Origin of the sequence: Neisseria sp. 27098_8_112 (genome assembly GCF_041433235.1) — a bacterium.
Classification (GTDB): Bacteria; Pseudomonadota; Gammaproteobacteria; order Burkholderiales; family Neisseriaceae; genus Neisseria.
The window spans coordinates 168,780-182,354 of record NZ_JAPWBB010000001.1; the positions used below are offsets into that span (position 1 = coordinate 168,780).

The following is a 13,575-nucleotide window of genomic DNA, read 5'->3' on the forward strand; positions in this document are numbered from 1 at the left end:
TTAATCGTCAGGGTGAAAGCGCGCCGCTTCGCGCTCTTTTGCGGCTGTCTCTTTATCTTTCAATTTCGCACCCAAACCCAACATTTTTTCATATTCGGATTGCGGCGTGCCATCCTCTTCCATGCCGAATGCGCTGGCATTGACCCAAAGGGAAAGCAGGGAAACGATGAAGGCGAAAAAACCAACGATATACCAAAACATTTTTTTCTTCCTTGTGTGTCTGCGTGTGCAGATTGTTGTGGTTTGTAAAGATGTGAATGTAGCACAAACGCGGTTGGGTTTAAATTCTTCTCCCGCATCCTTTCATTGATTTACCTGTAATTGTTTAGAAAGGAAAAGGCCGTCTGAAAAGTAAGACTTTTCAGACGGCCTCGGAGGCTTTGTCGGGAAGATTTAGCCGCCGCATGCGCCGCAGCAACCGCCTTCGCTGTGACCGCCGCGTTTTTCTTCGTTGTTGATAACGGGCAGTTCGGTTTCTTCGGTTTGCTCTTTTTTATCTTCAGGCAAATCGTTTACTTTGATTTTGTTTTCTTCGGCCATGATACATCCTTTCAATGGATTGAGGAGTGGAAAGATTCATAAAGATAGCATCTTTAAACGGATAAACCAAGTAGCACAAAACTGCCTTGTGATAATGCCATGACTTGGAACAATAAATTTGCTTGTAAAAGCGTTCAGGCCGTCTGAAAAAAATCCAAAGAAGAGTGTTGGTTTTTATGGTTTGAATGGCAGCAGAAAGATTTAAGAATGCTTGATCTGAAGGGATAAACTGACATGGATTTCAAAAAACAATACAATGTTATCATCTGGAAACCGCCAATTTATCGGAGCATATATGTATTCATACCACAGCGAACGCCATTTCAGCGACCGCAACAACTGGCTTCGGGCAAGCGTATTGGGTGCCAATGACGGCCTGATTTCCACTGCCTCGCTGTTGACGGGCGTAGCCGCTGCCGCGCCTGATTTCCAAACCCTGCTGTTGACGGGCGTTTCGGCGCTTATCGGGGGCGCGGTGTCAATGGCGGCGGGGGAGTACGTTTCCGTGTCCAGCCAATCGGATACGGAAAAAGCCGATTTGCACAAAGAATGCTACGAATTGGCAAATAATCCTGATGCCGAACTTGAAGAGCTGACTGAAATTTACCGCCGCCGCGGTTTGTCCGACCCGCTCGCCGCAGAGGTGGCCAAAGCCTTGATGGAACACGATGCACTCGCCGCCCACGCGCGTGATGAAATCGGCATTACCGAAGCCTCTGCCGCCCAACCCATGCAGGCCGCGCTGGCTTCTGCCGCTTCATTTTGTGCCGGCGCAATTTTGCCTTTACTGGTTGCATTGACAGCTTCTAGTGCCATTGTTCCAGCCTTGGCAGTTTCCACTTTGTGCGGACTGGCCGGACTGGGCTATGCCTCCGCCAAACTCGGCGGGGCACCTATCGTTCCTGCTGTTTTGCGCGTGTGTCTGTGGGGCGTTGCGGCATTGGTGATAACCGGATTTATTGGAAAACTGGCAGGCGTGGCCGTCTGAATGTAGGGCCTTATATTCTTTTAAACCTGTATCCAGTAAAATTGAAAATTGATTTGATCGCTAAAGGCCGTCTGAAAACTTTTCAGACGGCCTATGGTGCTTGTATTTACTTATTACAAACTGTTTTGTCATGACCTATCCGATTCCCAAACCCCGTGAAAAATCCCGTTGGCTCAATCTTTCGCAAGGCTCGCTGCCCTTGGCTTTGGCGCGTTATCTGCCGCATAAGCAGCTCAAGGTTGTCTTGACCCAAGATGCGGAACAGGCGCTACGCCTTCAGACGGCCTGGCTGTTTTTCCGTCCGCACGATACGGCGGTGTTCCTGCCGGACTGGGAAACGCTGCCTTACGAGCGTTTTTCGCCGCATCAGGATTTGGTGTCGGAGCGCTTGTCGGCATTGTGGCAGATTAAGAGCGGCGCGGCGGACGTGTTGTTCGTGCCGGTTGCGACGGCGATGCAGAAGCTGCCGCCTGTGCCGTTTCTGGCAGGCCGTACGTTTTGGCTGAAAACGGGGCAGACTTTGGATATAGGCCGTCTGAAAAGTGATTTGGTGGATGCAGGTTATAACCATGTGTCCCACGTTGTTGCGGCAGGCGAATTTGCCGTGCGCGGCGGCATTGTCGATTTGTTCCCGATGGGCAGCGAAATGCCATACCGCATCGATTTGTTTGACGATGAAATCGACAGCATCAAAACTTTCGATACCGAAACGCAACGCACCATTTCTCCCGTTTCCGAAATCCGCCTGCTGCCGGCGCACGAGTTCCCCACCGACAGCGAGGCGCAAAAGATTTTCCGCAGCCGCTTCCGCGAAGAAGTCGATGGCAATCCGAACGATGCCGCTGTGTACAAAGCCGTCAGCAACGGTCATTTCGGTGCGGGCGTGGAATATTACCTGCCGCTGTTTTTTGAAAACGAGTTGGAAACGCTGTTTGACTATATCGGCGAAGATGCGTTGTTTGTCTCTTTGGGCGATGTTCATGCTGAGGCAAACCGCTTTTGGAGCGACGTCAAATCGCGTTACGCCATGGCGCAGGGCGACGAAACCTATCCGCCTTTGCTTCCACAGTATTTGTATCTCTCTGCTGATGTTTTTGCAGGCCGTCTGAAAAATTATGGTCAGGTATTGCCGGATATTTTTGGTGATGAACATACGTTGCCAAACTTGGCCGTCAACCGCCAAGCAGATGAACCGTTGCAGGCATTGAAGGATTTTCAGACGGCCTTTAACGGACGAATTTTGCTGTGCGCCGAAAGTTTGGGACGGCGCGAAACCATGCTCGGCTTCTTGCAGCAAAACGGTTTGAAAGCCAAAAGCGTGTCCGACTGGCAGGGCTTTTTGTCGGCGCATGAGCCGCTGATGATTACAGTGGCACCGTTGGCTTACGGGTTTAAATTAGAAGATCAAAACATCGCGGTCATTACCGAATCCGATCTTTATCAATACGTCGCCCGCTCGCGCAAACATCATCGTAAGAAACACGCCGCTGTTTCAGACGGCCTGTTGCGCGACCTTGCCGAAATCAATATTGGCGACCCTGTCGTTCACGAAGAACACGGTATCGGCCGATATATGGGCTTGGTCACAATGGACTTGGGCGATGAAACCAACGAAATGATGTTGCTCGAATACGCGGGCGAGGCGCAGCTTTATGTGCCTGTTTCGCAGCTGCATTTAATCAGCCGCTACTCCGGTCAGGCGCATGAAAACGTTACCTTGCACAAGCTCGGCAGCGGCGCGTGGAACAAGGCGAAGCGCAAAGCCGCCGAAAAAGCGCGTGACACTGCCGCCGAGTTGCTCAACCTCTACGCCCAACGTGCCGCCCAATCGGGACACAAGTTTGAAATCAACGAGTTGGACTATCAGGCGTTTGCCGACGGCTTCGGCTACGAAGAAACCGAAGACCAGGCCGCCGCCATTGCCGCCGTGATTAAAGATTTGACACAGGCGAAGCCGATGGACCGCCTTGTGTGCGGCGATGTCGGTTTCGGCAAAACCGAAGTCGCCCTGCGCGCCGCGTTTGTGGCGGTAATGGGCGGCAAACAAGTCGCCGTACTCGCCCCGACCACGCTTCTGGTCGAGCAGCACGCGCAAAACTTCGCCGACCGCTTCGCCGATTTCCCCGTGAAAGTCGCCAGCCTTTCGCGTTTCAACAACAGCAAAGCCACCAAAGCCGCGCTGGAAGGCATGGCGAACGGCACGGTCGATATCGTTATCGGCACGCACAAATTGGTGCAGGACGACATAAAATTCAAAAACTTAGGCTTAGTGATTATCGACGAAGAACACCGCTTCGGCGTGCGACAGAAAGAGCAGCTCAAACGCCTGCGCGCCAATGTCGACATCCTTACCATGACCGCCACGCCGATTCCGCGCACCCTCAGCATGGCGCTCGAAGGTCTGCGCGACTTCTCACTGATTACTACCGCTCCCAGCCGCCGCCTTGCTGTCAAAACCTTTGTCAAACCCTTCAGCGAAGGCAGCGTGCGCGAAGCCGTATTGCGCGAACTCAAACGCGGCGGACAAGTGTTTTTCCTGCACAATGAAGTAGATACGATTGAGAATATGCGTGAGCGGCTGGAAACCCTGCTGCCCGAAGCCCGCATCGGCGTGGCGCACGGACAACTGCGCGAGCGCGAGCTGGAACAAGTCATGCGCGACTTTTTACAGCAACGATTTAACGTGTTGCTCTGTTCCACCATCATCGAAACCGGTATCGACATCCCCAACGCCAACACCATCATCATCAACCGCGCCGACAAATTCGGGCTGGCGCAACTGCACCAGCTTCGCGGGCGCGTCGGCCGCAGCCACCACCAAGCCTACGCCTACCTGCTCACGCCCGAATACATCACCAAAGACGCAGAAAAACGCCTCGACGCCATCGCGGCGGCAGACGAACTCGGCGCAGGTTTCACCCTCGCCATGCAGGATTTGGAAATCCGCGGCGCAGGCGAAATCCTTGGCGAAGGACAATCCGGCGAAATGATACAGGTCGGCTTCACGCTCTACACTGAAATGCTCAAACAAGCCGTGCGCGACCTCAAAAAAGGCCGTCAGCCCGACCTTGACGCGCCATTGGGTATTACCACCGAAATCAAACTGCACAGCCCGGCATTATTGCCTGAAGACTACTGCCCCGACATTCACGAACGGCTCGTCCTCTACAAACGCCTCGCCGTCTGCGAAACCGTGCAGCAAATCAACGCCATACATGAAGAACTGGTCGACCGCTTTGGCCTACCCGAACAACCCGTCAAAACCCTCATTGAAAGCCACCACTTACGGCTTATGGCAAAAGAATTGGGTATAGACGCCATCGACGCCACAAGCGAAGCCGTAACCATTACCTTCGGCAAACACCACCGAATCGACCCGACAGAAATCATCCTGCTAATTCAGACAGATAAAAAATACCGGCTGGCTGGAGCGGATAAGTTGAGGTTTACGGCTCAGATGGAGGATGTGGAAACGCGAATTAAGATGGTGAAGAGTGTGTTGAAGACTTTGAAAGAAAGAGTGGTAGCAAATTAGAGGCTAGTTAAAAGGTCGTCTGAAAAATTTTCAGACGACCTTTTAACTGGAAATTAGGTTTGTTTGGAACTTAGTATCTATTTTTTAGTAATACAACTTTCTTCTTTTTATCTTTTGCTCATATTTAGCTAATAAAGTACTTGCATTGACACACATATCAAATAACTTCCCATTTTCTATTTTATGAGCCTGTAAAAAACTATTTATATAATTCTTAGTTCCCTTCAAATCATGTTCATAAAATTTAGGGTTATTAATAAATAATAATATCATTTTTTCTAAAATATCAACGTATAACTCTCTAAACTTATCATATTTATTATTTATCATGTATAAATTAGCTAAATTTTTTTTAACTAAAACAATATCATCAAAAACTTCAAAATTTTCTTCCCCCTTAATAGATTCTAATATTTGGATAGCTTCCAAAAAATTATTTTCAGCTTCTTGATCCTTTCCCAGCTCCATGAGAAGTGTGCCATAGTTTTGCAAGAGTCTTGATACATGATGTGTATAAGCCCCAGGCTCTATCTCCCGTAATTTTTTATATTTTTTTATTGCCAAAATATAGTTTTTTTCTGCCTCAGGATAAAGACTAATATCAACCTGTGCCATATCATTTAACAATCTTGCCAAATTACCTAGACATAAAGCTTCCCAAAAGATAAGTTCATAATCCCCCCGTTCAATAATTTTAGCTAAATTAGCCAATACTGCACCATAACAATTTCTGGCTTCCTTATAACGACTATTTTGTTTAGATAGTAAGTTCCCTAATGATAATAACGCCCTAGAAATTTCAATAATTTTAACTGAGTTATCATTATAAGATATGGAACTTCTAATTTTCAAAGCTTTTCGTAAATATTTCTCTGCCTGATCAAATTTTTTCTCATTTTTGGAAAGTAGAATAGCATAATCATGCAGGAGTTTCGCAAATAAAATTGGATCTTTATACCTATAACTATTAATAATTCCAAATCCATTTTCATAAAAATTCTCTGCATCAGAGTACTTTCCCAACTCATCTAATACATTACCTAATTCATTTAGTATTTTTACAAAAGTAACAATTGACTTTTTAGGAATTATTTTTAAAGAGGAATAAATTGCTAATGCCTCCCTAGCAGTCTCTTCAGCAAAAGATAACCGATCAGGAAATACAATTAAAACTTGTACATATTCAGTTAGTATTTCAGCCAAATTCTGCTTTTCTTCATCAGTTTCTTGATAATTCTCTTTAATAAAAGATATTGTTTCTTGACAAATTTTTTCAGCATCTTGACGTCTATTATTTTGACGAAGGAAACTAGCATAATTAATTAAATATTCGAAACATTTATGCTCTCTTATTGCCAATTGAAAATATTTACTAGCCTCGTCAACTCTTGATGGACCTATAGAATAATTTACAGCCTGTAAATTAGCTAAAAGAAAGCTTTCTTTAGCTTTTTGTTTTAGCTTCCTTTCATTTTCTGCTATATCTTGAGATAATTTATCTCTTTTCTCAAGGAGATCATTATGTTCATTCAAAGCCTGTTCCATCATTAGAATTGTACGAGCTTCCGAATACTTCCCTTCTAAAAATAGCTTATAGGCTTCTTGCAATCTTTCAGAATCAATTTCTATTTTTGAAAATGTTTCAGCTAATTGTAAAATACCATGCTTAAAATCCTCCATCTCTTTAAGTTTATTTTTTAGATCGTTTTTGGCTTCACTTAATCTCTTGATAATGCCTTCATCATCACAATTTCCCTCTTTTAATAATAAAGATTCACAGAAATTAATATCCTTTTCTAATTTTTCTTTTTCCTCTTCCATTTTTTTCCACTCTGAAGAGTGGAAAATATTTGTAATATATTGTTGATTCCCAATAGATATATTCCCTCCATTGGAATTTATATTACCTGTCGATACACTTGTTTTTTGATTAACCATGAGTAATATTTCCAATATTTACTGGACCACCATTTGAATTAATATCACCAACTATGCTAATTTTGGATTCTATACATGTTTTAGATTTATTTAACATGATTCTTCCTATTTCTTCAGCTAACTTTGGATTTTCTTCTAATTCCGTTCCCAATAATTGAGAAAATCTAGCCATGTCATCCTTCTCCTTATAATTAAATAGTTTCTCAAACTTAGTACCTAATATTTTTTTTACTCCATCATACAAAGCATTCTGTGTCATACTCTGGATCGTTCCCCATACAAAATTAATAATATCTGGATTTGTGACACATTCAAGCATTTTGCCTCCAATTAGAATATTTACATAAGTTACTTGATAATATATGAAGTTTAAGCCAAATATTTCAAGCTTGTATTTTAAAAGAGTACGCGTAGCAAGCTGTAGGCTGGATAAAACCTGAAGGTAGCAGCGATACTCACGCAGGCTTTAAGTGCGGATACAGAAGTAGTATAAAATAAAGGCCGTCTGAAAATACTGAAACTGTCAGTTTTGAAAATCGAACCTAAGATTACTAAATCGAACAGGGAATTATTATGAAAATGAAGGTAATGATGCTGGGAGTAACAGGCTTGATATTGTCCGGCTGCTTTTCCAGTGATGAAATTAAGTTGGAAGATATTTGGAATTTTAAAATTACTGTCAATGAAGCTAAGGATAATAGACAGGTTCATTTGACAGGTTTATTAGGCAATAGCGCAATGGGTATTTCAGATATCAAAATAATGAGTCGCAACGATGAGCTGAATATTACTTTATTTCAAAAATTAGCAGGTTCGGAATACTCAGGAACATTAGATAAAGAAATCGCTCTTGAAAGCAATATCAAGAAGATTACTTATGGTTCTAAACACGAGATTATATGGCAAGACTAAAAATTACAGCAAAGGCAGTCTGAAAAAAATTCAGACGGCCTTTAAAATTATAAATGGATAGATTTTTTGACTATCCTATTTCGGTAACATTTCAAGATTTTTCTGCACAGAAAAAGGAATACAGCAACTGTATCATCTCGGTTACTCTCGGGTCGGCAATGTAATATTGCCGTTCACGATGGTTCACTTCAAACGATACCAAACCGGCTTCACGCAGTAGTGCTAATTGGCTGGACATTGCCGCTTGCGGCAGTCCGGATGACTCAGCCAACTCGGTTACATTGTGCGGCCTTTCATGTAGTTTGCACAATACGGCGAGGCGATTGGGATTAGCAAGAAGTTTGAGAAAAGCGCTGGCTTCTTCGTAGGGCGGTTGATTGTCGGCAGTGGTCATTTTTCACGCTTGTCGGCAAATGAGGAGGTCGAATTATCAGTCATAATGGCCTCAGCAGCAACTTTCAGACGGCCTTTGCTTAATGGTTCCATGGCATTTTGGCCAGCAGGCGTGCCATGCCGCAGAATCCGGTTAGTCCGGCCGTTAATAGGCCTGCGCCGACCATCACGTCTATCAGATAAAACCAAGGCGATACCAACCAACCTGCCAGCACGCCCAACAGAATCAAACTGCCCGCTATGGTTTGCACCTGCCGCATGATATCCGGTGTGGCACGGTCGGCAACAATAGGAAGCCCTGCAGCCTTCCATGCCTGTAAGCCGCCTTCTAGAATATAGCATTCTCGACTTTGGCCAAGCGCTGACAATATAGTTTCTGCCTGAGTTGTACGTTTACCGCTCAGGCAATAAAAAATCAGGCATGGGGCTGTATCATCGGGCAGCTTGTCTCGCTGCCGTTTAGGCGGCAGGGATAATGCACCACCAATATGCCCGCCCCGATATTCGGCTTGGCTTCGGATGTCCACTGCCAACGCGCCCTCACGGATTTTTGCCATTGCTTCGGAAGGTGTAATTCGCGGGAGTTGTCCGACCGTACTCATGTTTTGCCTTTGTTATTTTTTGTTGATGCGGCAGGTGTTGATGCCCAATAAGCTGTACAGCGCACAGTTGCCAATCAGTGCTGTACCCAGAGGGACGATGCCCAGCCAACCCCACCAGCCAATTTGTCCGGTAGCGGCTGCAGCGATTAGTGCTACACCGATAACAATACGGATTACGCGATCCAAAGTACCCAAGTTTCGTTTCATTTTATTGCTCCTTGTTTAAGAATGGATTGTCTATAAATAAACACATATAACAAAAATCATATATGAGAAATATTATAGCTTTAAAGATGACTTTGTCAAATGGTTTACAGTAAAAGTGTAATGAATATTTGCATTGTATTTTTTAAACGCACAAATAGAATCAATCTCCAACGGTATGGTTAAATGTAAAAATACAGCCTGATATTTTCAGACGGCACTGGAGATGATCTATATAATATTTTATTTATATTGGAAGAATTGATAGTCAGTTTTCAGAAGGAATCAAATCATGACCGATTTGGAAAAGAAGTCCAATGGAGAAGATTTGAAGACTGGATAATCCGTTGTGTAACTAGCAAGGGAGAGGAGATACTTTAAAATCAAATTGTCTACGAATTATAAAAGGCCGTCTGAAAATTGAATTTCAGACGGCCTTTTGGTTTCTTTATAACGTCGTTCGTATTATCAGAAACGATAGTTCACGCCCAAGGCAAACTCGCGGCCGCGTTCGTAGAAGGGCACGCGTCCGTTGCCGTCGGGGAAGCGTTGGCTGTGCGAACGGTATTGCTTGTTGCCGATGTTGTTGACGGCGAAGTTGACGTTCAGGTTGTCTTTTTTCAGCGGCTGCCAGTTGGCGTAGATGTCGTGTACGCCGTAACCTGATTTCTTGCCGTGTATCGTGCCTTGTCCGCGGGCGACGTCGGTGTATTTCACGCTTTGGGCGTAGCGGCCGCGCCAGCCGATTTCGAGTTTGGGGTTTTCAAACTGATAAGACAGGCCGGTCAGCCATTGGCGGCCGGTGTTCCAGAAGGTGAACGAGCTTTCGTGGTCTTCCGCTTGAATCGGGCTTTCGCCGTAGTACATTTCGCCGTTCAGACGGGGTTTGACGTAGGACACGCCGGCACGCGCGGTCAGGCCGCCCCAGCGGTAGGATGCGTCAAGTTCGTAGCCGTAGGTTTTGAGCGTGCCGCCGTTGTAAATCTTACCGCGTTCGGTGATGGAGGCGGTGTTGTTGTTGATTTTTGCCCAACGATAGACGATGAGGTCTTTGATGCGTTGGTGGAACACGCTGCCGCTGACGTTGAAGTTGTCGTTGCGCCATTTGAAGCCAATTTCAGCACGGCGGGCAGTTTCAGCTTTGAGGTTGCTGTCCAAATCGGCGGCGGCGCCTGCGCGTTCGTTAGCCAACAAGGTTTCGTTCAGACGCGGCGCACGGCTTGCCTGATTGAGGTTTGCCAAGAGGGAGAAGTTGTCGTTGATGTCCCAAATCGCGCTGATGCTGGGGTTGAGTTGTCCGTGCGACGCGCTTTGTTTGCTGGCGGCGTTGTATTTGAAATGGTCGTAACGCAAGCCCGTAGTCAGGGTAACGGGGTTCAGGTTCCAGATGCCTTCCGCGTACACGCCGTATTCGGCTTTTTTCTCTTTGTCGCGGTCATATAGGCCGAGAATCTTCAGCCATGCGCCTTTGTCAGACGGCTCGGAGGTTTCGTGGCGGTAGTTGACGCCGTATTTCACCATGTGTCCGTCGCCGAAAGAGCTGGCGAGGTTCAGGTTAGCGCCGGTCGCTTTGATTTTGCTTAACTCAAGTTTGCCGATAGGAACGCCGCCTTGCGCAGTGCCGGAAGCTTGGGCTTTTGGAGAAGGCGCACCTTTAGGCGGTTTGGTGTCGTCGGTGTTGATTTGGAAGACATTGGCGTCGATTTTGTCGATAAAGCCGACGTTGCGGCCGCGGTATTCCAGATTGTAGGTCTGCTCTTTTTGATAAGTGCCGTCCACGCCGATGTAGCTGTCAACGTTTTGGAACTCGGCTTTGTCGGTGCGGTTGCCTTTTTGGTATTCCTGACGGTAGGTCAGGCGGATGCCGTGGTCGTCGTTGAAATCGTAGCCGAGTTTGGCGAGGTAGCTGTGCTGTTTTAGACGACTGCCGAGATTGACATTGCCGTTGCCGTCTTTGTAGTCACGGTTGTTGAGGAAGTTGCCTGCAAACAGGGCATCGAAGCCGTTTTGATAGCCGTAAACCGCTGCGCTGCCGGTTGAGCCTTTATTGCTGCTCAAGCCTGCGCCCAGTTTGAAACCGAAAGGTTTGCCGTCGGTCAGCAGGTCTTTTGCGTCAACCGTTGTTACGCGGATGGTACCGCCGACCGCGCCCAAGCTCGCGCTCGCCGCACCTGTGCCTTTTTCGACGTTGATGCTTTTTACCAAAGCGGGGTCAAGTTGGAAGCGGCTTTGGTGGTGGAAGATTTTAGTGGATTGGCTGGTGTTGTCGACTTCTAGGTTAATTTTGTCTTCACCAACGCCACGGATGCTGTAAAACTGCGCCACGCCGTTGCCGCCGCCGACATCCATACCGATTTGATCTTTCATGACTTGTTTTAAATCAGTCGAAATTTCGCGGTCAAGCTGATTGCGGGTAACGCGGGTCGGTACGGCAGTACCGGTGACCTTAATTTCATTCAGCTCGGCAGTTTCTGCGGGTTGCAAATTTTCGGCATGAGCGAAGCTTGTTGATAATGCGAGTGTAATGATACTAAGGCGGAATACAGGAGAGGAGACCTTATTCATGATTTTTCCTAAGTAAAAAATTGACTGCTTATTCTAATTATTATAATAATGATTATCAAATTCTTAATAAATATTAATAAATATATTCTGTTTCATTTCAATCTAAAATTAATATGATTTTTATAAAAATCAATTAGTTTATATTTTAGTTAAATTTAGTAAAGATTCTTTGATTGGGAAATGGGTTGAGTCTTACTTTTTCCGAGAGGGAGAGAAGGGATAGCTTGAATATCTGTCAATAAAGAATTTTATCTATCAGTGTTTTATTTAAAAGGCCGTCTGAAAAATATTTTTCAGACGGCCTAAATATTTATGTTTTACAGCAAAGGGCTCATCAGGCGGACGGCATTTTCTACGAGGCCGCGGAGTTTGGAGCGTTGTTGCCATGATTTGATGGCAATATAGCTGCTGTTTTTAAGGTAGCTGCGCTGTAGGTGGCAGATTTGTTTAGTGGTGTCGCGATCGTAGATGGCGAGGCTGATTTCGAGGTTGAGGAAGAAGCTGCGCATGTCCATGTTGACCGTACCGAAGAGGGAGTAGTCTTCGTCAATGGTCATGGTTTTGGCATGTAGAAGACCGCCTTCAAACATGGCGATCTTGACACCGGCTTCCAGCAACATAGGGTAGTAGGCGCGTGAGGCATAGCGCACCATCAGTGAATCGACTTTGGCAGGCAGTATCAGGGTCACTTTGACGCCGCGTTTGGCGGCAACGGTTAACGCCATGAGAAGCGGCTCGTCGGGGACGAAGTAGGGGGTGGTAATTGTGATTTGTTTGGTGGCGGCATAGATGGCGCTGATGATGGTTTCGTAGATGACAAAGCTGCCTTGCTCGGGGGCAGATGGAATGATTTGGGCAACAATATTGCCTTGCTGCATTTTTTCAGGAAGGATTTGGGGCAACAGGCTCTGGGCTTGGTTAAGGTATGTTTGTACGTTTTGGAGGTTTTCATCGGTTTCGACGGCGAGGTCGGCGAAGAAGACGGCAGACAGTTCCAAAACCATAGGCCCTGTGCAGCGCATCATGACATCGACCCATTCTCCGACGCCGGAGTTTTGTTTGAAATAGCGCGGGTCGACAAGGTTGAAGCTGCCGGTGTAACCGATTTTGCTGTCGATAACGAGGATTTTGCGGTGGTTGCGCAGGTCTGTGCGCGTGAATAATGTACGCCAGATGCCGACAGGCAATGAGGTATGTACTTCAACGCCTGCTTGGCGCAGTATCTCTACCCAATCGCTTTCAAAAAAACTCCTGCTGCCGACGGCATCAGCCAGAATGGCGCAGTCAACGCCTCGATCTGCGGCGGCAAGAATTTCATTTAAAATTTCTTCGATGCGGCCCTTGGGCTCGATAATGTAAAAGGCCAGCAGGCAGGAATGGGTTGAGGCGCGTATGTCTGCGAGCATGTTGTCGATGATGGAATTGGTAGTCGAGAGCAGGCTCATGGCGTTGCCTTTGGTGGCACCCAGCCCCGTTCCTTTTTCGGCAACTTTACTGATGCCGTGGTAACGTGATTTGACTTGGTCGGCAATGTCAAGATAGATATCGGCTAGATGGGTGGCGGCAAAGTTACGGTAGAAGCGGTTCATTTCGCCGGTACGTTTGGCGCGGGCCGTGCCGAGACGAGGCTCGCCGATAAGGATGTAGGCGATGGTTCCGAATACGGGGAAAAGGAATAGGATAATCAGCCAGGCAAAGGTTGAGCCGATGTTTTTTTGTTTGTATAACACGCGCAGCATGCAGACGAGTGCGGCGCAGGTGTGGGCGAAGATGAAAATTTCGGTCCAGGTGATGTCTTTTAAAAAATTCATATTCGGTAGCGGGAGTGGATGTGTTTTTAAGTTTGAAGGTGTCAGCTGATAAGCTTCAGATATTAAGTATATAGAAAAACCGCCTGA

The 13,575-nt window shown here is 46.4% G+C and carries 12 protein-coding genes; 3 read left to right on the plus strand and 9 right to left on the minus strand.

Annotation, left to right across the window (positions count from 1 at the left end):
• The gene (locus O3682_RS00765) at positions 1–201 is read right to left on the minus strand and encodes a hypothetical protein (protein ID WP_003746297.1); all 201 of its coding nucleotides are present in this window, start codon (positions 199–201) and stop codon (positions 1–3) included.
• A 192-nt stretch (positions 202–393) separates the two neighbouring features.
• Positions 394–540 carry a hypothetical protein gene (locus tag O3682_RS00770; RefSeq protein WP_003685706.1) on the minus strand — a complete coding sequence of 49 codons (147 nt, stop codon included), beginning with the start codon at positions 538–540 and terminating at the stop codon, positions 394–396.
• 295 nt (positions 541–835) lie between these two features.
• Here O3682_RS00770 and O3682_RS00775 point away from each other — a divergent pair, with 295 nt between their 5' ends.
• Together O3682_RS00775 and mfd are read left to right on the plus strand one after the other, a co-directional pair.
• A complete protein-coding gene (locus tag O3682_RS00775) occupies positions 836–1,528 on the plus strand; it encodes a VIT1/CCC1 transporter family protein (protein ID WP_371508021.1) in 693 nt (230 codons plus the stop codon).
• Positions 1,529–1,658: 130 nt separating this feature from the next.
• Positions 1,659–5,063, plus strand: coding sequence for a transcription-repair coupling factor (mfd, locus tag O3682_RS00780; RefSeq protein WP_371508022.1), 3,405 nt, complete (start codon positions 1,659–1,661; stop codon positions 5,061–5,063).
• Positions 5,064–5,147: 84 nt separating this feature from the next.
• Here the strand turns inward: mfd and O3682_RS00785 are convergent, their stop codons facing one another.
• Together O3682_RS00785 and O3682_RS00790 are read right to left on the minus strand one after the other, a co-directional pair.
• Positions 5,148–7,001 carry a tetratricopeptide repeat protein gene (locus O3682_RS00785; protein WP_371508023.1) on the minus strand — a complete coding sequence of 618 codons (1,854 nt, stop codon included), beginning with the start codon at positions 6,999–7,001 and terminating at the stop codon, positions 5,148–5,150.
• Complete coding sequence (locus tag O3682_RS00790; protein ID WP_371508024.1) at positions 6,994–7,320, minus strand: hypothetical protein; 327 nt, start codon at positions 7,318–7,320, stop codon at positions 6,994–6,996. Before O3682_RS00790 ends, O3682_RS00785 begins: the two co-directional genes overlap by 8 nt.
• Positions 7,321–7,574: 254 nt before the next feature.
• Between O3682_RS00790 and O3682_RS00795 the strand changes: the two genes are divergently transcribed.
• A complete protein-coding gene (locus tag O3682_RS00795; RefSeq protein WP_371508025.1) occupies positions 7,575–7,913 on the plus strand; it encodes a hypothetical protein in 339 nt (112 codons plus the stop codon).
• Between the two features lie 91 nt (positions 7,914–8,004).
• Here the strand turns inward: O3682_RS00795 and O3682_RS00800 are convergent, their stop codons facing one another.
• The 5 genes from O3682_RS00800 to cls all read right to left on the minus strand — a co-directional run bounded on the left by O3682_RS00800 (position 8,005) and on the right by cls (position 13,488).
• Entirely contained in the window at positions 8,005–8,307 is a 303-nt protein-coding gene (locus O3682_RS00800) for an ArsR/SmtB family transcription factor (RefSeq protein WP_070625688.1), read from the minus strand.
• Positions 8,308–8,386: 79 nt separating this feature from the next.
• Positions 8,387–8,908, minus strand: coding sequence for a rhodanese-like domain-containing protein (locus O3682_RS00805; protein WP_371508026.1), 522 nt, complete (start codon positions 8,906–8,908; stop codon positions 8,387–8,389).
• A 12-nt stretch (positions 8,909–8,920) separates the two neighbouring features.
• Positions 8,921–9,115: a YgaP family membrane protein gene (locus O3682_RS00810; protein WP_003746314.1), complete on the minus strand. Its 195-nt coding sequence runs from the start codon at positions 9,113–9,115 to the stop codon at positions 8,921–8,923.
• A gap of 465 nt (positions 9,116–9,580) precedes the next feature.
• Positions 9,581–11,677 (minus strand): TonB-dependent receptor plug domain-containing protein, encoded by a 2,097-nt coding sequence (locus O3682_RS00815; RefSeq protein WP_371508027.1) that lies wholly within the window; start codon positions 11,675–11,677, stop codon positions 9,581–9,583.
• Between the two features lie 317 nt (positions 11,678–11,994).
• Entirely contained in the window at positions 11,995–13,488 is a 1,494-nt protein-coding gene (gene cls / locus O3682_RS00820; protein ID WP_371508028.1) for a cardiolipin synthase, read from the minus strand.
• Between the last annotated feature and the right edge of the window lie 87 nt (positions 13,489–13,575).